Annotated in this window: 22 protein-coding genes and 3 pseudogenes; 22 read left to right on the forward strand and 3 right to left on the reverse strand. The window is 49.9% G+C overall.

Translation table 11 applies throughout. The features are described from left to right. The first annotated feature begins 59 nt into the window (after window positions 1–59). From AYW79_RS11945 to AYW79_RS11970, 6 genes are all read left to right on the forward strand, one after another. Window positions 60–833 carry a helicase-related protein gene (locus tag AYW79_RS11945; RefSeq protein ID WP_067566256.1) on the forward strand — a complete coding sequence of 258 codons (774 nt, stop codon included), beginning with the start codon at window positions 60–62 and terminating at the stop codon, window positions 831–833. A 5-nt stretch (window positions 834–838) separates the two neighbouring features. Continuing rightward, a complete protein-coding gene (locus AYW79_RS11950; RefSeq protein ID WP_156481871.1) occupies window positions 839–2,758 on the forward strand; it encodes a DUF1998 domain-containing protein in 1,920 nt (639 codons plus the stop codon). Beyond that, complete coding sequence (locus AYW79_RS11955; protein ID WP_067566260.1) at window positions 2,740–3,603, forward strand: phospholipase D-like domain-containing protein; 864 nt, start codon at window positions 2,740–2,742, stop codon at window positions 3,601–3,603. The genes AYW79_RS11950 and AYW79_RS11955 overlap by 19 nt, the downstream gene beginning before the upstream one ends. 102 nt (window positions 3,604–3,705) lie before the next feature. Then, window positions 3,706–4,671, forward strand: coding sequence for a DNA-methyltransferase (locus tag AYW79_RS11960; RefSeq protein WP_067566263.1), 966 nt, complete (start codon window positions 3,706–3,708; stop codon window positions 4,669–4,671). Between the two features lie 197 nt (window positions 4,672–4,868). Beyond that, window positions 4,869–5,831, forward strand: a complete 963-nt coding sequence (locus AYW79_RS11965) for a DNA cytosine methyltransferase (protein ID WP_067566275.1) — start codon at window positions 4,869–4,871, stop codon at window positions 5,829–5,831. Further along, the gene (locus AYW79_RS11970; RefSeq protein ID WP_067566278.1) at window positions 5,831–6,688 is read left to right on the forward strand and encodes an NgoMIV family type II restriction endonuclease; all 858 of its coding nucleotides are present in this window, start codon (window positions 5,831–5,833) and stop codon (window positions 6,686–6,688) included. The genes AYW79_RS11965 and AYW79_RS11970 overlap by 1 nt, the downstream gene beginning before the upstream one ends. A gap of 16 nt (window positions 6,689–6,704) precedes the next feature. Here the strand turns inward: AYW79_RS11970 and AYW79_RS11975 are convergent, their stop codons facing one another. After that, window positions 6,705–7,196: a hypothetical protein gene (locus AYW79_RS11975; protein WP_067566281.1), complete on the reverse strand. Its 492-nt coding sequence runs from the start codon at window positions 7,194–7,196 to the stop codon at window positions 6,705–6,707. 372 nt (window positions 7,197–7,568) lie between these two features. On the opposite strand from AYW79_RS11975, the gene AYW79_RS16410 reads away from it, so the two are divergent. Beyond that, entirely contained in the window at window positions 7,569–8,420 is an 852-nt protein-coding gene (locus tag AYW79_RS16410) for a GNAT family N-acetyltransferase (RefSeq protein WP_067566284.1), read from the forward strand. Window positions 8,421–8,612: 192 nt separating this feature from the next. Here AYW79_RS16410 and AYW79_RS11985 read toward each other — a convergent pair whose 3' ends face one another. Both AYW79_RS11985 and AYW79_RS11990 read right to left on the reverse strand, forming a co-directional pair. Beyond that, a complete protein-coding gene (locus AYW79_RS11985; protein ID WP_156481872.1) occupies window positions 8,613–9,500 on the reverse strand; it encodes an IS3 family transposase in 888 nt (295 codons plus the stop codon). Window positions 9,501–9,511: 11 nt separating this feature from the next. Beyond that, window positions 9,512–9,799, reverse strand: coding sequence for a transposase (locus AYW79_RS11990; RefSeq protein WP_067566286.1), 288 nt, complete (start codon window positions 9,797–9,799; stop codon window positions 9,512–9,514). Window positions 9,800–9,867: 68 nt separating this feature from the next. On the opposite strand from AYW79_RS11990, the pseudogene AYW79_RS16160 reads away from it, so the two are divergent. The 15 genes and pseudogenes from AYW79_RS16160 to AYW79_RS12050 all read left to right on the forward strand — a co-directional run. Next, window positions 9,868–9,987, forward strand: a pseudogene (locus tag AYW79_RS16160) (VOC family protein); the annotation flags it as partial. Next, entirely contained in the window at window positions 9,984–10,589 is a 606-nt protein-coding gene (locus AYW79_RS11995) for a nucleotidyltransferase family protein (RefSeq protein WP_067566289.1), read from the forward strand. The pseudogene AYW79_RS16160 and the gene AYW79_RS11995, both read left to right, overlap by 4 nt. Then, window positions 10,583–11,047, forward strand: a complete 465-nt coding sequence (locus AYW79_RS12000) for a DinB family protein (protein ID WP_067566292.1) — start codon at window positions 10,583–10,585, stop codon at window positions 11,045–11,047. The genes AYW79_RS11995 and AYW79_RS12000 overlap by 7 nt, the downstream gene beginning before the upstream one ends. 7 nt (window positions 11,048–11,054) lie before the next feature. Then, window positions 11,055–11,822, forward strand: a complete 768-nt coding sequence (locus AYW79_RS12005; RefSeq protein WP_082806752.1) for a 2-phosphosulfolactate phosphatase — start codon at window positions 11,055–11,057, stop codon at window positions 11,820–11,822. Beyond that, window positions 11,800–12,332, forward strand: a pseudogene (locus tag AYW79_RS12010) (GNAT family N-acetyltransferase). Before AYW79_RS12005 ends, AYW79_RS12010 begins: the two are co-directional and overlap by 23 nt. A 3-nt stretch (window positions 12,333–12,335) precedes the next feature. Beyond that, entirely contained in the window at window positions 12,336–12,890 is a 555-nt protein-coding gene (locus AYW79_RS12015) for a histidine phosphatase family protein (RefSeq protein ID WP_067566298.1), read from the forward strand. Continuing rightward, the gene (locus AYW79_RS12020) at window positions 12,891–13,874 is read left to right on the forward strand and encodes a phosphotransferase (protein WP_067566301.1); all 984 of its coding nucleotides are present in this window, start codon (window positions 12,891–12,893) and stop codon (window positions 13,872–13,874) included. Between the two features lie 45 nt (window positions 13,875–13,919). Continuing rightward, window positions 13,920–14,372 (forward strand): annotated as a pseudogene (locus AYW79_RS16165) (GNAT family N-acetyltransferase); the annotation flags it as partial. A 78-nt stretch (window positions 14,373–14,450) separates the two neighbouring features. Continuing rightward, window positions 14,451–14,831: a VOC family protein gene (locus tag AYW79_RS16170; protein ID WP_067566321.1), complete on the forward strand. Its 381-nt coding sequence runs from the start codon at window positions 14,451–14,453 to the stop codon at window positions 14,829–14,831. A 116-nt stretch (window positions 14,832–14,947) separates the two neighbouring features. After that, on the forward strand, window positions 14,948–15,721 hold the full coding sequence (locus AYW79_RS12030; RefSeq protein WP_067566304.1) for a phosphotransferase family protein: 774 nt from the start codon (window positions 14,948–14,950) through the stop codon (window positions 15,719–15,721). A gap of 46 nt (window positions 15,722–15,767) precedes the next feature. After that, window positions 15,768–16,613 carry an MBL fold metallo-hydrolase gene (locus tag AYW79_RS12035; protein ID WP_067566308.1) on the forward strand — a complete coding sequence of 282 codons (846 nt, stop codon included), beginning with the start codon at window positions 15,768–15,770 and terminating at the stop codon, window positions 16,611–16,613. A 40-nt stretch (window positions 16,614–16,653) separates the two neighbouring features. Beyond that, window positions 16,654–17,415: a helix-turn-helix domain-containing protein gene (locus tag AYW79_RS12040; protein ID WP_231877862.1), complete on the forward strand. Its 762-nt coding sequence runs from the start codon at window positions 16,654–16,656 to the stop codon at window positions 17,413–17,415. Then, window positions 17,349–17,798: an IS630 family transposase gene (locus AYW79_RS16175; RefSeq protein ID WP_231877863.1), complete on the forward strand. Its 450-nt coding sequence runs from the start codon at window positions 17,349–17,351 to the stop codon at window positions 17,796–17,798. Before AYW79_RS12040 ends, AYW79_RS16175 begins: the two co-directional genes overlap by 67 nt. 130 nt (window positions 17,799–17,928) lie before the next feature. Then, window positions 17,929–18,396: a VOC family protein gene (locus AYW79_RS12045; RefSeq protein ID WP_067566311.1), complete on the forward strand. Its 468-nt coding sequence runs from the start codon at window positions 17,929–17,931 to the stop codon at window positions 18,394–18,396. A gap of 375 nt (window positions 18,397–18,771) precedes the next feature. Beyond that, the coding region (locus AYW79_RS12050) for an EamA family transporter (RefSeq protein WP_197467723.1) at window positions 18,772–19,240 on the forward strand (469 nt) is incomplete at its 3' end.

Here is a 19,240-nt window from a genome sequence, read left to right on the forward strand (position 1 = left end):
AATGGAATTCATGAGGCGATTATCTCAAGAGATCGCACGCGTCGATAGGTGGTACAAGTTTGACGCTTACTATGGATGTGATTTCTGAAACCATTGATCGCGTAGATGCAGACACACGCAATCGACAATTTTCTGCGAAACTTCACAGTATTATTGCGACCAGCCTCATTAGTCATGGCGTGGACTTGGAAAGAATCAATGCGTTTTTTATGGCGGGTATGCCATCCAAACAGTCAGAGTACATTCAGGCGAGTAGTCGGTCCGCACGCTCTCACGCTGGAATGGTTTTTTGTGTTTTCCGACCAAACGATTTGCGGGAAAGGTCACAATACCAATACTTCATCCAGAATCACACTTTCTTGAATCATTTGGTTGATCCTGTTCCCATAAATAGACTGACATCCAAAGTCATTGAGCGTACCGTGCCTGGACTGCTTGCAGGTTTGCTGCTGTGTGTGCATTCACAACGATTCTCATCAACGATATATAACTGCAAGGCGTACAGGGACTACTGTGCGGACATGACGACGAAAGGCATTGATGTCCGGAGGGAACTCATCGGCCAACTTCAACGAATGGTTGGTGTGGATTGGAACTACTTCCCCCTTGTTGCAAGGCAGAAAGCGGATGCCGTCATAAATAGCCAATTTGATTACTGTGAACATCTTCTACAGTCAAGTGCTGGGGAGTTGAAAATTAAGGACGAAAGAGTTCTGAACCCATTGACCAGTTTTCGCGATATCGAGGAGGGAATCCCTCTTATGCCTGCCACTGAGACAGGATGGATTTTTGCAAGTGTTGAGACCAGTTTCCACCAATCACAAGGGAAGTGAAGTTGATGACTGAACTAAATGAACGTCGAGCCAGAAGTCAGGTCTTCTTCAAATACTTGCCTGGCTCTGTATTTTACGCGAATCGATTTTGGCGGAAGGTAGATGAACTGGATTTAAGGGAATTTACGCAGTCACGTGAATATTTGGTAAATGAAGTGCTGCAGTTTAAAAACAATTGGTCGGCGAACAGTCAACTATCGGTCGATGTATATCCAGATCGATCAGACAGCTTTTTCTTTGGCGAGGTAACTCGTGTTACGTACAGTCTTTTTCCGCTTGTATTCTACTGTAACAAATGTTCAAACACACATTCCTATAGAACCCTTAATGAAATTCGTGTATCTAACCCTAAACTGAACTGTCAGTATTGCAAACAGGGTAGGCTACAACAATATCCATATGCGTTAATTCACCAGAATGGTGACATTCAACCCTTGCGAGTCAAGTTATTAAGTGGGAGTGATTGGAGTAGTCAACATAACGGCCTTAAGATGAATGATACGAGGCGATTCACCACAGCTACTTGGGTTGACTATAAGCGGCGCATCTCTTTGGGGTCACTTGGAACGCGAGCGACGACACTGCCAAGAGTTCCGGGTTCAAAGGCGTTTCTTTCCGGAACAAATCTTGGCGATGGCGACGTGCATTATCCTGTGATTAAGTCCTTTGTGAATCTTCAAAATGATATTTTAGAAAAGCGTAAACAACAAGATGAATTTCCTCAAATTCAACTAGCGGCACTACTTCAACTTGAATCATTAGATATTGAACACTTTTCTCGTAACTTTGAAAAGGGAACTGAGAAGGATGTCTTAAGCGACATTATGAAGTTGGCGAAAGACTCTGACCGCGAAGTGCTGCTTAGATTACTGGGGGAGAAAGGAATTAAGCTGGATGCGGACAGCAATGGGATCGAGGATGAGGTAAACGCCCTGTTTGGAGGGAACGCACCGCGCGAGAGAGTGATGTCGGACAGGTCATTGCACGAGTTTGTCTTCACTTGGTACGAAAACAATGGACTTAGCTTAGCGAGTAGTATGCACGAGGCGCAACAGGAACATGACGCGGTACGCGAGGCTCAAGTCGCGAGGGCCCAAACAGAGGCCCAAAATCTTGGGGTTTCCTCATTAATGCTGGTGGAGAAACTTCCTGTCTTGACGTTGGGATTGGGATTTACTCGCAAGACGTACGACCGTGAAGAAGCGATATTAAATCCATTCCGGCAGCGCATTGATGGAAAAGAACGAGTCGTAATTCCAGTGTTGAAGAATGAAAATGAAGCAATTGTTTTCAAACTCGATCCGCAGCGTATTTTGGCATGGCTGCATGTGAACGGCACTACAAATCCCCCGATCTTGACAGCAAGCACACAACAGGGGGCGCACGCTTATTTATATGAACGATTTGTTTATTCTTCCGTTCCAGATGACGAAATCTCAAGGATCGTCTTAAGAGACTGTATAGGCAGCGAGAACTATTTGATTTCTGTAATGTCGTTTCGACTTTTACACACAATTCTACATTTGTTGTTACAGGCAGGGAAATCAGTATTGGGACTAGACATCGACAGCATTTCGGAATATCTCTTTCCCAGTGCGTTATCGGGGGCGATATACGTCTCTAAATTACAAGGAGGCGGAATGGGCGCACTCGTTTCAGCATTTGAAAGCGACCTATCTAGGTGGCTCCGAAATGCTTACGATAAGTCTCAGTCATGTTTATATGATCCAGTGTGTCACGAGCACGGCGGGGCGTGCCATGCCTGTCAATACGTGAAATTTTCGTGTAGATACTTCAATCATGGTTTGAGCAGGAACTTGTTGACCGGCGGCATAATCCCTGACTATGATAAGTACCACACGTTCATAGGCTATTATTCTTCGAAGGTAGATGAGGTAATTTCGCAGTGGACAAACAAGCTGTGAATGTTGTAAGGATAGTACAGCTCGCCCAAAAGTATCGGGTTGAAAGTCATATTATGCGTTGGGCGGGCATCCTCCGCTTTTTTGCTTACGCATTTCCGGATGGGTTCACTATAAATGACTGGAATAATTTTGGGATGGAAACTGTGGATAAGGACATTATCCACGGATTTCTGCATGTTCTCGTGGATACTGATTTTATCACCGAGCTACAATTGGTCTACAAGGTAGTTCATGATAACGAACTTCAGAGGTTGCTCGAACTTGCCGACGTGGTTCTTCGTACCCAAAAGACATTGTACAAAGTACCAGAGAGTCGTATGTTGTGGTCAATTCCAATCGGGACAGATGTGCCAACAAACATTGTATCGTCGTTTCACTACATTAATTCTTGGATAATCGAGACCGCTCAACGAGCAACGCGCCGTCTTTTAATTGTGTCACCTTACTACACGGAATCGGGAATGAAAGTGTTGGAGCCAACGATGCTAGCTTTGCTGAGGAATCGTCCGAATGTATCAATGGAGTTTGTGGTGAGTGACGTGGCACAAGAGGCGAATGCAAAGGCATTCCGTTACCTTCTGGATTTCGTTGGTCATTTGCACCAAAAACAAATCCGAGTTTATCAACCGTCAAGTGTGACGAATGAGAGCTTATGGTTTCATGCAAAATTCTTGGTGGCGGATGGAGAGAGCGGCTATTTGGGGTCGGCAAATTTCTCGAAACGAGCCCTTGACGACCAATTTGAATTGGGAGTGTCCTTAAGCAGGAGCCAGGCGGAAACCTTGGAAAGACTAGTTGATTACTGGATACAATGTGGGAGTCTTGTCCAGTGCGGATTCCTATAATTACCACATGAGCCTAGGGGTTGATGTTTCCGCACACCATGAGATGCTGTCGTGCTATAATGACGCACAGCTGGTGTTTACAGTATTTCGAGGAGAATCGTGATGGCGTACCCTTTACATAGTGAGTTTCCACCGATCTATACAACGACATATGGACAAGCATACTGTTGTGATTCGGCAACATTCCTTAAGACTCTTCCGTCCGAATCGATTGATTTAATTGTGACTTCTCCGCCGTTTGCACTGATTAAGAAAAAAAGCTATGGCAACGAGTCAACTGCCCAGTATGTGGATTGGTTCATCAATAATTTTGCTGAAGAACTTATGCGAGTACTCAAACCGGAGGGCAGTTTGGTCATCGATATAGGCGGGACTTGGAATAAGGGGGCACCAACAAGATCCTTATACCACTTTCAACTCCTAATTCGATTATGCGAGGATATTGGCTTCCATCTGGCCCAAGAGTTTTATTGGTACAATCCGGCGAAAATGCCTAGTCCGGCCCAATGGGTGACGATCGAGCGCATTCGTGTGAAAGATGCTGTAAACGTTGTATGGTGGTTATCTAAGTCTGAACGTCCTAAAGCAAATAATAAACGAATACTGACACCCTATAAGAAGAGCATGAAGCAACTCTTGAAATCTGGCTACAATGATGGACCCCGACCGTCAGGACACAATGTGTCGAAAAAGTGGGGAATTGACAACGGGGGTGCCATACCACCGAACTTGTTGAATTATCATGACGTCGATTTATCCCTAGTGGATAATTTGCTCGAGATCGCGAATACGCGCTCGTCTGATCGATATTTGTCCGCTTGTCGAACCCTTGGAGTAAAGGCACACCCGGCGAGGTTCCCGCGACAGTTGCCTCAGTTCTTTATCGAATTTCTTACTGACCCTGGCGATCTTGTGTATGATCCATTTGGCGGTAGCTGTGTGACAGGAGAGGTTGCGGAAGAGCTTGAACGCCGTTGGATTACATCGGAAATTGACCCGTCATACGTGTTATCGTCAAAGTATCGTTTTTTTGATTTAGAGAGCAGCCCCGAAGACGAAGAAGACTAATCACCTTTTGCCTTAGGATTCACTGTTGTTTTATTTACTTCAATATTCGACAATCGGGATACCACGTCATTTTGCACATTTCCTTTTGGGAACAGCATTCGGTATCTCTGTGTCAACAACCATAATCTATTGATGAGTGCAGGCTATCATCGCTATACTATGAGTTAAAGAGCCAAACGAAACGTAGGGGATTGATTATGTTTACATCACTTGAAATCTGCGCGGGTGCTGGTGGACAGGCCATGGGTCTTGAACGGGCTGGGTGGAATCATGTTGGCCTGGTTGAGATAGAAGCTGCCGCATGTGCGACGCTCAGCCTGAACCGCCCTCATTGGAACGTCATAGAAGGAGATCTATTTGAGTTTTCCGGCAAGGACTATAAAGGGATCGATTTGTTAGCAGGTGGTGTGCCATGCCCGCCGTTTTCGAAGGCAGGCAAGCAGCTTGGACATGCCGACGAGCGTGATTTGTTTCCTGAAGCGATCCGGCTGGTTGACGAAATTCGTCCCAAGGCAGTTATGCTCGAGAATGTCCGTGGGCTTTTGGATGCGGTTTTTGATGATTATAGAAAAGACATTTTGGATGATTTGCGCAAACTGGGATACGAGGCCGAGTGGCGCCTTTTGAACGCATCGGATTTCGGAGTACCCCAATTGCGCCCGCGTGTAATATTTGTAGCAATCCGAAAGGATTTGGCTGGAGAATTCGAGTGGCCTCAACCACTTGGCATTCGACCGCCAACCGTCGGAGAGGCACTGCACGACCTGATGGCCGAACGTGGCTGGCGTATTGCTCATCGCTGGAAAGAGTGGGCGAATGACATTGCTCCCACTTTAGTCGGCGGTTCCAAGAAGCACGGAGGCCCTGACTTGGGGCCCACACGCGCCAAGCGAGCATGGGCAACACTTGGGGTGGATGGGCATGGAATCGCAGATAGCGCACCTGAACCCGAGTTCATTGGTTTGCCACGGCTCACTACACGGATGGCTGCACGCATTCAAGGATTCTCTGATGAATGGCAGTTCTCAGGACGGAAGACCTCTACGTATCGGCAAATCGGAAATGCATTTCCACCTCCGGTTGCAGAGGCGGTGGGGAAACAGATTTTGCAGTGCCTGAAGGCCAGTACAGGTTCTGGTCTCGTAAAGGTGGTCGGGTGATGACAGAGGCTCATATTGCACAGGCTCGGAAAAATTACCACGCAGATTTATTGCGTTCGGTTTTGACTATAAACAAGAACGGAGTCCCGACTAACGCCGACAAGGACAGCAAGCTGTCGGTTCGGATAGCGCAGGGAATTGCAGAACAACTTGAGTCGACGACGGGAGAGCGGTTGGCGGGCCAGACCAGTGGCAGTGAATTTGAACTCATCAACGCACAATTTTTGACGAATACGTTCATGAGGCTTGAACACATGCGTCCTGGAAAGTGGGAAATCAAACGGATCGGTAACCGCAATCGAATGGCGATTGCCGCGTTCGAACAATACGAGCATCTGATAGCTCTGGAGAGGGCAGCCAAGTATGATCCAGGATTGGCTGCAGCCTTGGGAAGTGATTACACAATTACTCCGGACGTTATTATCATTCAGCACTTGTTGTCTGATGGAGAAATAAACTCCCCCTTCCCTGTGGTAGACGATACGGTGAGTCGCCATGCGGCAATTCGCGAATCAAATGGCGGTAATCCATTGCTACATGCCAGTATTTCATCGAAGTGGACGATTCGATCCGACCGGAGCCAGAATAGCCGGTCGGAAGCACTCAATTTGATTCGCAATCGAAAGGGGCACTTACCACATATCGTCGTTGTTACCGCAGAGCCACTGCCCAGCCGTCTGGCGTCAATCGCACTTGGAACTGGGGATATTGACTGTGTGTATCATTTCGCGTTGCATGAATTAAAGGCATCAGTCGAGGCGGCAAACGCCGATGATGCACTCGAGATGCTTAATATTATGGTGGATGGCAAGCGGCTCAAGGACATATCGGATTTACCTCTGGATTTAACGCTTTAAAGACAGCACTTGCAGTTTAGCGAAGGTGCTCCAGAATCTGCAGAGTCCGGAACACGGAATTTCCGGCATCGTAGCTCACTTCTCGTGCTTTCGCACGAAGCTCATTGACTCGGGCGGTGTAGTTCTGATTGATCACCAGTTCGAGCGAAGGGACACCTTCAAGGGCTTTCGTGATTTTTCCTACAGGGACATATGGGGACCAAAACTGAAACTGTAGAGTTGGGAAGTCGGTGAGGTGAAGTCCTGCGTAGGAACGCTGGAATTCGTGTTTTTTGATGATTCGTTCTATTGTTTCCTCCGTGCCGCTCCCGTACAATGCACCCAAAATGTGCGTCGTGACTTCACATAAGTAAGCCGTTTTGCTATTAAAGTCGAAACCAACCACATCCAGTTCTCGCAAGCCGTCCTGTCCGCCGCCTGGTACCCTCACGTTGTAATCTATAAATTGGCAACCCACAATCATTTTGAGATATGCTCCGACGAGAAGCTCTCCGACTTCCGGTTCCATGACGTTACTCCTAATGGAATGATAGGTACTATGATGTAATAATGATGCCATATATTCTTTGGTTCTTCCATTCTGTGTTGTGGCCGTGTTACGAGCCACTCTATTTGAGATACCACTTGCTCGGCACATACGGTAAACTTTCTACATCAAACACACCGACGACCAAATGGGGAGGATCCGATGACAAGGCTGGTTTGGTGACGGATCGTCGACCGAGTTTTGCACATTTCGTTTTTAACACGGGCTGAAAATAAATGGGCACATGATTGGCGACATTGATGGACCGAATGGATAGACCTGCGAGATTAAATGATGACGAGCCATCCAAGCGACATGGTAAATTCAATTATAGCAAACGATGGAGGTATTTTATTGGCAAATGGATTGCATATCGCTGAGGTTACGGAGTGGAATGCAGAAGATTTGAACTCGCTCTGTTCCTTATTAATTGCTGTTGTAGCCGACGGAGCATCCATCGGCTTTTTGCCACCACTGACGCGTGCGGATGCTCGTTTGTATTGGGAACATCTCCTCGAACCAAGTGTTCGTTTGTGGGTGGCCCTCTACGATGGTGAAGTGGTAGGGACGGTCCAATTGCATCTGTCCATGAAACAAAACGGTGCGCACAGGGCGGAAATCGCCAAGTTGATGGTTCATCCGCAGAGAAGGAGACTGGGAATTGCAAGGCAGTTGATGGACGTGGCAGGGCGATCGGCAATGGAAGCGAATCGCTCATTGCTTGTTCTAGACACTCGTGCCGGGGATCCGTCCAATGTTTTGTACCGCTCACTAGGGTTCGTGGAGGCCGGACGAATTCCACAGTATGCCCTATCAGCGGATGGGCAGCTTGATGAGACGGTGATTTACTATAGATTCATCGAAGATTCTCAAGAGTTGGATCTTCCTCCGAATCGAACTATCAGTCCAGGAACGCTACATCATGTCGAAATCAACGTTTCGAATCTCCAAAGGTCAGTCGAATTTTGGGGCTGGCTGTTGGGATATCTCGGCTATGAACCCTACCAAAATTGGACGACGGGACTTAGTTGGCGTAAAGGCGGGATATATATCGTACTGGTGCAGACAGAGTCTGACTACTTGGAACCTCGATATCACCGAAAGCACGCTGGATTGAACCATCTGGCTTTCTATGCAGAATCCCGTCAGCAGGTCGACGAGCTCACGAACTTATTGAGAACCATGGGTTGGAATTGTCAAATTTAGTTTAGCCCCGAAACTCGTAATACCGGTCTATGGCTACGCCTTGGGGTTGTGAGTGAAGTCAGGGGAAAGGTGGAGATTTTCCAGACGTACTTTTCTGGAAAATACGACCTGACCTTGACGAATGAATCCCTAAACAAAATGAAAAACGGTCTTGCGACAGATGTTGGGAGCAAGACCTTAGCTACCCGCTTTTTAGACTACCTTGGCTAGCTGGTCTCGGTAATACTGACGACGTTTCATCAAAGGTGGATATCCATCGTTGGTTGTGTAAATTCGTTTCCGGTTATAGTGAATTTCAATAAACCGGAAAACCATGCTTTTGACCACCTCCATCTTCAATGTTTCTGTTTTGACCTTGTAAATGCACTCTTTTTTCAGCGTGGCAAAAAAGGACTCCATTCTGGCATTGTCGTAGCATCTTCCGGTATGGCTCATACTTTGCACCGCACCATACCTGGCTAAGGTTTCTCGATACACCTTGCTTGTAAACTGGCTTCCTCGATCACTGTGAAACGTCATGCCAAAAGCTTGATGCTTTTGGACAGCCAAGGTGAATGACGCGACGCAGAGTTCGGCTCTCATGTGATCCGCCATCTTAAATCCTACAATCGCGCCATCATAACAATCCAATACGGCGCTGACATACAGTCTGCCCTCCGCCGTGGGGATCTCCGTGATGTCCCCCAGCCATTTTTGATTGGGGGCCGTGGCAGTAAAATCCTGCTTTATCAGATTTTCGCTTGCTTGTGCAGCAGGATCAGCCTTGGTCGTTCCCTTGGCATGATGGTTCTTCTTCAGCATCAGCTGATGGGCTTTGCAAAGTCTTCGGACGACATAGTAGGTACCGGTATAGCCGTGGAACAGTTGCAAGGCCAAAAAGATGCGGTATGCTCCATAGTCCTTGTTTTCTGCACGAATCTGACGGATCTTCGCCAAAAGATCATCGTATTTATAGGGGCTGTTTTGAGTACGCCGCCAGCGATAGTAACCGGCTTCGCTGACATGCAAAACCTTACACATTTCCTTCACGCTGTGCTTGGCTTCGTCTTTTTTCTTTTGAATCCCTATAAAACGAAACAAGTCTCGTGCAGCTACCTCTTTTGGCTCTCTGCGAAAAAAGCTAACGCCTTTTTCAGGATATCATTGGCGGATTCCAGTTCCCTGATCTTTTTCTCCAACCCCTTCATTTCGGCAGTTTTCGGATCCATGCGCTGGTGGCCGCTCCCTACAAATGCCAGAGATCCATGCTTCTTGCTTTGACCCCTCCATGTGTACATCGTTGTGGGCGGAATCCCCAGTTGTTCGGAGGCCGCGGTTGGCCCGATTTCATAAGACAATTTTAATGCTTCTTCTTTGAATTCTTTGTCGTACACTCGCATCTGGATTCCTTCTTCCTTTTTTATCATTCTGTCCAGAATTACGAGTTTGTTGACTCAACTAAAATGATACTGCTCCAGGTGGCCGTGTTTTGTATGAGGACAGACACCCGTATGCGGGTGGAGAGGAACACTACGCAGTGTTCTTTGAGGATCCCGACCGGCTCAAGGTAGAGGTAGTGGCGCCATGACCGACAATCGTCAATATGAGCACGACTTACGTGCATTGTTGCGTGCAACTCACTGGTTCATGCAAGCGTTGCGTGTGGTGCGTGAATGCAATCCTCCGGATTGGTTGGTCGGGGGTGGTGTCATTCGCACACTGGTGTGGGACTGGTTACACGATTACTCTACGCCGACACCGCTGAATGATATCGACGTGGCGTATTTTGATTCTACTGACCTACAACCTAAAAGAGACTTGGAGATTGAGCGGACGTTATATCAACTCATGCCTCATATGCCTTGGCAGGCCAAGAATCAGGCGGCTGTCCATTTGTGGTACGAACGGAAGTTTGGGTTCCCTGTTGAACCGCTCTCCTCGAGCGCAGACGGAGTTGGGACTTGGCCAGAGACCGCGACGAGCGTCGCCGTCCGGCTTCTCGCCGATGACCAACTGCTCATTGTAGCACCATGTGGATTGAACGATTTGTTTGAGTTGGTATGTCGTAGAAATCCTCGGCGAGTGACTGAGCAGATTTTCGAGCAGCGTCTCGCTGACAAACAAATTGTGAAGAAATGGCCGAAGGTGCGTGTGGTTCATGACCATGCAAGGGAGGGATCGAGTTGCTGACGCTATTTCGCTACAACTGGCAGGTCCGGGAGGAATGGTTTGACTGGTGTGAGGGCGTCCCCGACGAGGATTTCACCCGAGAGCGGATCGGCGGCGTTGGCAGTTTTTTACGAACTCTGTGGTACATTGTAGATTCCGAATACAGTTGGATTCGTGCGACGGTGGAAGAACCCGATGTTCAGCTTCCCTTTGAGCGTTACCAGACGCTAAGCCAAGTTCGCGCTCTGTCCAACACGTGCCATCACGAAATCTGCCCTGTGATTGAGCAATGGACTCCGGACATGGACTCGAAAAAGGTCCATGCGTCATGGCGGCCCGGTGAAACGTTTTCGTCAGAACAGGTGTTTCGTCATGTCATTGCCCATGAAATTCACCACATGGGCCAACTGTCGATATGGGCAAGAGACATTGGACGAGAACCCGTGTCAGCAAACCTCTTGGATCGGAGTTTGGGATGATATGACGATGACTTCTGAAGATGTGTTCGAACAATCGGCCTATGCGGTGCGCTTTGATTGGGGCCTCGATGGTCTTGTTTGCCTAGCCCCTATCTCCGACACCGTGGTCATCGTGGATGTGCTGTCTTTCACGACAGCCGTCAGCATTGCCGTCGACCGGGGAGCTACCGTCTATCCCTATCGTTTTAAAGAGGAGTCAGCTACCTTGTTTGCCGAGTCGGTAGACGCTCTGCTTCTGAACAAACGGGATGAAGGGGGACTTTCCCTGTCACCGACATCCTTGCAGCAGGTAGAGTCGGGTCAGAAACTTGTCCTGCCGTCACCCAATGGATCGACTCTGGCATCCACGGCTAGAGAGTACGGGAAATGGGTGGTTGCCGGAAGTCTACGGAACGCACAGGCTGTGGCTCAAACGGTCATGGAATCCGGAAAAAGCGTAGCGGTCATTGCGGCTGGAGAACGCTGGCTGAACGGCAATCTCCGTCCTGCATTAGAAGATGTACTGGGCGCGGGCGCGATTTTGAGTGATGCCAATCCCTGTGCATTGTCTCCGGAGGCGAGATCTGCGGTTTCGGTTTTTCGATCCGTTCAGGAGAATCTGCTCTCCACGTTGTTGGATTGCGCTTCTGGTCGGGAACTGATAGCGCGTGGATATCAAGAAGACGTTGTCATGGCCAGTCGTCTCAATGAAACCGGTGTTGTACCCGTGCTAGTCAATGGCGCATTTCAGGCGATGGATAGGAGACAGAATCATGTTCTGCCATACAGTGAGTGACGAGATTCAACTCAAATTGCTAGAATTGCATGATGCAGAAGAAATCTTTTCCTTAATAGATGCTTCTCGTTCCTATCTACGGGAATGGCTACCTTGGGTGGATGCCACGCGAACCCCGGATGATTCGAAGGCATTCAATCCACGCTTCAGCAATTTGCCACCAACAACGGCTTTCAAGCGGGTATCTTGTACAAAGAAGAGTTTGCCGGTGTGGTTGGGTTCCATGACATAAACTGGGCCAACAAATCCACTTCCATTGGGTATTGGCTTGGGGAAGGATTCCAAGGGAAAGGCATCATGACCAGTGCTTGCCGAGCCATGATGGATATCGCATTTCGGGAATACGGGTTAAATCGCATGGAAATCCGAGCTGCGGTTGACAATCGCAAGAGTCGAGCTATCCCGGATCGTCTCGGGTTTACGCAGGAAGGGACTTGTCGTCAGGCGGAGTGGATTGTTGACCACTATGTCGATCACGTTGTCTACGGTCTTCTGAAGGAGTTGGTGTAACCAGTGAAACGTCTATACATTGTTCGCCACTGTTCCGCGACGGGGCAGGCGGCTGACGCACCGCTTACGGTGGATGGTCGCGAGCAGGCAAACTTACTTTCGGACTTTCTCTCTGAGCAGAAAATTGACGCCATCCTCTCAAGCCCATTCGTGCGAGCCATACAGAGCATCGAACCCTTTGCAAAACGGGCGAATCTGCACGTGCAAGTGGATGAGCGACTCTCGGAGAGAGTGTTGAGTTCCGAACCCATGGACAACTGGCTGGATGGTTTGCAGCAAACGTTCTCCGATTTTGAGATGGCCTTTGATGGTGGCGAATCGAGTGGTCAGGCGATGAAGCGAGCTGTTGCCGCGCTCGGTGAGGTGTTGGCATTGAATCAAGAGAGCGCAGCGGTTGTCACGCACGGCAACTTGATGACGCTGCTGCTGAGATACTTCGATGAACGATTCGGGTTCGAGGCATGGGCAGCGTTGACGAATCCAGACGTGTACCTCGTGACGGCGAGCGGATCGGAATCGACTGTGGAACGAGTCTGGGGACATCACGAAGGTTGGTGAATGAAATTGCGACCCGATGATCATGAGTTTGATGAACTCTGCGAGATCTGTCAGAAATGGTTCGGGTTTATTATTCTTGATGCGCAACCGATTGTTCGTGGATGGCTGAATCGAAAATGGAAGTTGGATACCACTCATGGCGTCTTTCTGCTCAAAAGTTATCATCCGGACAGATATCGATTGTATGATGAATCGGCTTTAGTCCGGGCGCTTCGATGGCAGTCTGAGATACATACTCAGGGGCTACCCTGTCCACAAATTCTGATGCATCAGGGATCTCAACTTCATTCGACACCCTCAGGGCAGCGATTTATGGTCATGACCTTTAGCGACGGAGAGAGACTCATTCCTGGCCAGGCCACTTATGGTCAGATGTATTCGCTCGGAACGGCTACGGGACTGATGCATCGATTACTTCTCATGCTCGGCGGTGTTCCAACCCAAGCGACATTTATGGTCCCGGAAGTACCTGAGAGGATACGTGATTGGGACAACGTCTTGAAGGCCATGGAGCAGAATGACAAACATGATCTGTATGCATTCGCGCAGCACCAATTAAACGCTTCGCAGGTTATCGACATCCGTGAATTTAGGAATGCCGAAATGGGCTTTGCGCACCGCGATCTCTGGGCAGATAACCTGCTTTTCTCCGGTGATGGGTTGTCGGCGATTTTAGACTTTGACCGACTCAATGCCGACTATCTCGAGTTAGATATCGCGAGGGCTATCCTGTCTGGCAATCTGGCTAGTGAAACATTCAACGTGGATGCCACGCAGGGCTTCCTTGACGGCTATCGGACGCAACGCGAGTTTCCCACAGGGAGGATTCTACGAGATCTTCGCATGGTATGGTATATGGAAAGCACTTGGTGGATCACGCCGAACATGGACCAGCATACGGTACCCCCTCAGCGATTTGCGCACGAAATGGATTGGCTGGCTCGAAATATGCACAATTTACCGTCCCTACTGAGTCAACTTTAGTCGGAAGGAGGGGGTGAACGCGTGGATGTTCGTGTCCTTCATGCAGTGGATGCATCAGCTTATCGAGATCTTCGGCTTCAAGCGTTGTCCACCAATCCCGAAGCGTTCCTCACAACCTATGGCGATTATTTATCCTGTCCTCTCGAACTCGTGACGAACCAGATGACACCGGATGACGATCACTTTACTGTGGGTGCTTTCGTAGGCGATGCATCAGATCAGATGGTGGGCACGGTGACACTGGTTCGAGAGCGAGCAACGAAGGCGCGCCACATCGCGAACGTGGTCGCTATGTTTGTATCTCCGCACGTTCAGCGGCAAGGGATAGGGCGCGAACTGCTGACTGACTTGATTCAGCGGGCACGGCAACTGGATGGCTTGGTGCAACTTCGTCTCTCTGTGGTGAAGGATAACGACGCCGCCATGGCGCTCTATCAGGCTGTGGGCTTTCAAGTCTATGGGATGGAACCGAACGCCATGAAGACGGCAAATCGGTCTTGGGACGAAGTCCATATGGTCCTGTTTCTCGCTTCACAGGGCCAGCCCCAACGGCAGTCCGCGCTCAACTTCGCAAGCATGGGTTTCAGCCACGTCACCCTCAACGTATCTGACCTTGAACGGTCACTTGCGTTTTACGTTGGGACGATCGGGATGAAGCTTGTACATCGCGCTTTGCAGGATGCCTACCTCGAATGGGGGAAAGCTTGGATTTGCCTACAGGAGCGACCCATGCTGCCGACGGCTAGGCTACAACTCGGCGTGGATCACGTGGCGCTTTACACGCCGCAAGATGAATTACAAGCCGCCGTTGATGTTCTGAAATCGGCAAATGTTCCAATCATCCGTGGCCCAGTGGAGCGTGGTGGAGGTTGGACCGTCAATTTTCTCGATCCCGATGGTACGCAGCTTGAGTTCCACTCAGGGACGCTGGGCGAACGGATGAAGGTGTGGAAGTGAATCGGGACCATACGGATATCGGCCAGTACGAGGCGTTGCTCGGTGCGTACTTCCCAGAATTGCCCCTGAACAGGATCTCACTACTCGGAGAAGGCTGGGACAGTATCGCGATATAAGTGAATCACGCATTCGTTTTTCGAATCCCGAAGCGCCCTGCAGTAGCACGTCAGATGTGCAAAGAAATCCGAGTGCTGGAGGCGATTCTTCCGTACGTGAAGTCGCGGATTCCGCTGCCCGAGTGGATAGGGCCAGCGGATGGCGATTTTCCGGTATCAGCCGTGGGTTACCGGAAGCTACTGGGCACTCCACTGTCAGAAATCCCACCGGGATCGATGAAAAATCGTCTGTTGAGTGGGGTTGGGAATTTTCTTAGTGAGTTGCATAGCATCCCAAAGGGTGTTCTCAAACAAGCGGATGTGCCTTGGTTTCGATGGACTGGGGAACAACGCGACGATGGACCACGGAATTGGAGAGAAGGGCTGCAGAAGTTCATGGATCGCATTCGACAGGACGCAATCCCCTTGCTGCGTTGTCCCGTCCGTGAAAACGTGATAGGGGGCATCGAAAGATTCCTTGCCGGACCGCAGAACTTTCAATTCGAAGCCGTTCTGCTTCATGGTGATTTCGCTCCTGAACACATTTTGGTCAACACAGAGACGGGTAACATCGGTGTGATTGATTTTGGCGATTGCGAAATGGGCGATCCAGCGTACGACGTGTGGCATGAGTTAATGCCATTTTATGACGGACCGATGGATGAATTGTTCTTCGAACGGCAGCGGTTTTACCGCAAGCTAGCGCCATTTCACGGTGTGCTGCATGGACTGTTGGTCCGTGACGACGTGCTGGTGAGGAATGCTCTCCGGCAGGTGGATGCGGAGTTTGGATAACCAGTTCACGTCTGATTTATTGTTATGGTCGAAAGGAGGGCTCAACGTGAATAAGTGGATTTGTACGACCTGCGGAACACAATACGCAGAGCGCGAGACGCCACCAGCACACTGCCCGATTTGTGAGGATGAACGGCAATACATCCGACCCGGCGGACAAACGTGGACAACGCTCGAAAAATTGAAGGTGGGTGGATACAGAAACGCCTTTTATGCGCACGAACCAAACCTGTTGGGGGTCGAAACGGTTCCCGAATTTGCAATTGGCCAACATGCGAAACTCCTTCGAACGCCGTACGGGAACATCCTGTGGGACTGCATCTCGTACGTAGACGATGTGACGGTCCAACTGATTCAGGGAATTGGTGGCATTCACGCAATGGCCATCTCACACCCACATTTTTATTCTTCTATGGTGGAATGGGCAGAGCGATTTGAGGCCCCCATCTATCTGCACGACCATGACAGACAGTGGGTGATGCAGGCGAGTGAACGCATTCAGTTTTGGAAGGGATCACAGGTCGAGTTGAACCCGGAGGTGACACTGGTTCATGTTGGTGGGCACTTTGCCGGATCGAGTGTGCTGCTTTGGAAGGCCGGTGCGAAGGGCAAAGGGGCGCTGCTCACGGGTGACACCGTTTCGGTTTCGGATGACCGGCGCTTTGTGTCGTTTATGTATAGCTTCCCGAATCGAATTCCGCTTTCGGCGACGATGATCAAGACCGTTCGGAGTCGGCTGGAACCACTGTCATTTGATAGACTGTACGGGACGCAAGCGGACACGGTGATTGAATCCGACGCAAAAGGTGCCGTGCTGCGGTCGGCAGGCCGATATGTTGAGGCACTAGTAGAGGGCTTCCTTAGTTCGACAATGTTTTCAATAGACACGTGATAGAGTGGGGTGACGAAACCTGTAGAAACGGGGGATTCTCATGCCAGCTCGTTATCGGAAGATGAAACCAGCCGTCACGTTGTCAGACGAGGAACGCCAGCGGCTTGAACAGATCCGGATATCGCGGTCGGAATCCGTCCGTCATGTGACCCGCGCGACGATACTCTTGCTCTGCGCAGACGGACATAGCAAAATCTCCGTCGCAGAACAACTGGGCGTCAGTCGCGTGATGGTGGATGATACGGTGTCCCGAGTGAAGGCACGTGGTGTCCTCGCGGCCTTGGACGATCTGCCTCGATCCGGGCATCCGACGAGTATCACGCCGGAAGCCAAGGCGTGGTTCCTCTCCTTGGCATGTCAGAAGCCCAAAGACTTGGGGTACCCGCACGAGGTGTGGACCCATTCACTCTTGGCCCAGCACGTCCGTGGTCACTGTGAAGAGGCAGGACATCCTTCGCTCCAACAACTCGCCAAGGGCACAATTTCCAAGATGCTTAGGGCGAACAGTATCCATCCGCACCGCGTCGAGTACTACTTGGAGAAACGCGATCCTGCCTTTGAACACAAGATGGTGCAAGTGCTCGAGGTGTATCAGGAGGTGGAGATCCTGCAAGAGACTGAGCCATCGCAGGCGCCACTCAAGGTCATTCTATCGTATGATGAGAAACCCGGTGTGCAGGCGATTGCCAACACACCGCACCGGATTGTCCCCCCGCACCCGGGAAGCACGGATGCGTGCAACGGGACCATGAGTACAAGCGACTGGGAACGCTCAGCGTGCTGGCAGGCATCGACTTGGTGACAGGGCATGTGCATCACTCGGTGTGCGAGCGGCATCGGAGCGCAGAATTTGTCGACTTCCTAAAAGGCTTGAATGCCTATTATCCGGTGGGCACGGAGATTGAGATCATCTTGGACAATCACTCCGCGCATCGATCCAAAGAAACGCAAGGCTATCTGGAGAGTGTGCCTGGCCGATTTAAGCTGGTCTTCACCCCCACGCACGGCTCATGGCTGAATCTGATCGAGTCGTTTTTCTCGAAGATGAGTCGCGCGGTACTCCGTCACATCCGCGTTTGCTCTAAGGAAGAACTGCGCGATCGAATTGTTCAGTACCTGACCGAGCTGAATGAAGACCCCAAGCCTTTCCACTGGCGCTACGGATTACACGCTGCCAGCGAGTAGCCTTTGCGAGTGCGCAAGTAGTCGAATCATGCGATGCAAGAAAACTTAGGAAACGGACTACTAGGGAGATCTGAAGTACGCTGAGGTTCCGACTGGGAACTCGGTCTAGCAACGAAGGAGGTGAGTAAACGTGATCAAAGGATTGTACGAAGCACATTTGCCCGTGAGCGACATCGGCGTATCCATTGAGTTTTACCAAGGGCTCGGTTTGGAACTGGCATACCAAGGACCGAGAGTTGCTTTCTTCTGGATAGAAAAGGGACGTAGCTGGCTGGGGTTGTGGCCATCCGAACACGCAAACACGCCTTATCATCCGTCCATCCGGCATGTGGCATTTTACGTGGAGTTGGAAGACATTAAGCGAGCGCGAGAATGGTTAAGCGGACAAGGATTCACTGTCCGGGATGCATTCGGTATAGCAGGAGAAGAGCAGCCGCTCATACTCCAGAACGGCGCGAACTACCACGCTGCCATCTACTTTGACGATCCGGATGGGAACTCGCTCGAGTTCATCACGCCGCTGAAGTTGGACGCTGAGGATATCAGATATGATGAAGGCATGACGTTGAAAGGGTGGCTTGGCGCAAATCATTTGTAAATCAAGGAACGGACTTTATGGACTGGCGAAAGATGAACACATGCGATTGATTGTGCCTATCTTATCTATCTGATAATCTGAAAGCAATTGAATAGACCTTCAGGGCAGGGTGAGGCCAGATATGGCCAATTCCGTGGTGATGCAGCCTTTGCTGATGAGCCCACGAGCTCAAAGTGATCGCGTTGGCCTTTGTTCAATACGGTGATGGAGTGCAGGAACGGGTATGAACCCCGTGCCGACGGTATAGTCCGGATAGAAGAAGGTTTTACAAACTGTGTGAGCGATTCTCTACCCGATTGTTCGGTGATGGCTGAAACGTTTGTTCGGTGTTGCAATAAAGTCTCCCCTGAAGAGTCTCCCGATAGGAGGCTCATTTTGTTTTCGACTGCCATTTTTCTCGTAGTCACATCCGGTTTGCTGCATGCAGTCTGGAACCTATTTGCGAAGCAGAGCTTGAACAAAGCCGTGTTTCTTTGGTTAATCCAGTGGGTGGCTGTGTTGTTGTATCTACCTTTTGCACTCACGGCCATTTGGCGCCACCACATACCGTTCGTGGGATGGCTGTTGCTTACGGTTACCGTTACATTACACGGCGTCTACGTCGTCTTATTGTCCCAGACATACAATGCTGGAGACTTATCACAAGTGTATCCTTTGATGCGTGGTGTGAGTCCTCTGTTAGTACCACTGATTGGAATCTTTGTGCTTGGAGAGCAAATGCCGATTTTGGGATGGATCGGTGTAGCAGGCGTGGTGGTCGGCATCTGGATTCTAGGAAACTGGCGATTTGGCGGGCGTGTAAGCGGGCCAAGTCTTGCCCCAAAGGCAACCTGGCTCGCATTGG

The sequence above is a fragment of the Ferroacidibacillus organovorans genome (assembly GCF_001642725.1).
Classification (GTDB): Bacteria; Bacillota; Bacilli; order Alicyclobacillales; family SLC66; genus Ferroacidibacillus; species Ferroacidibacillus organovorans.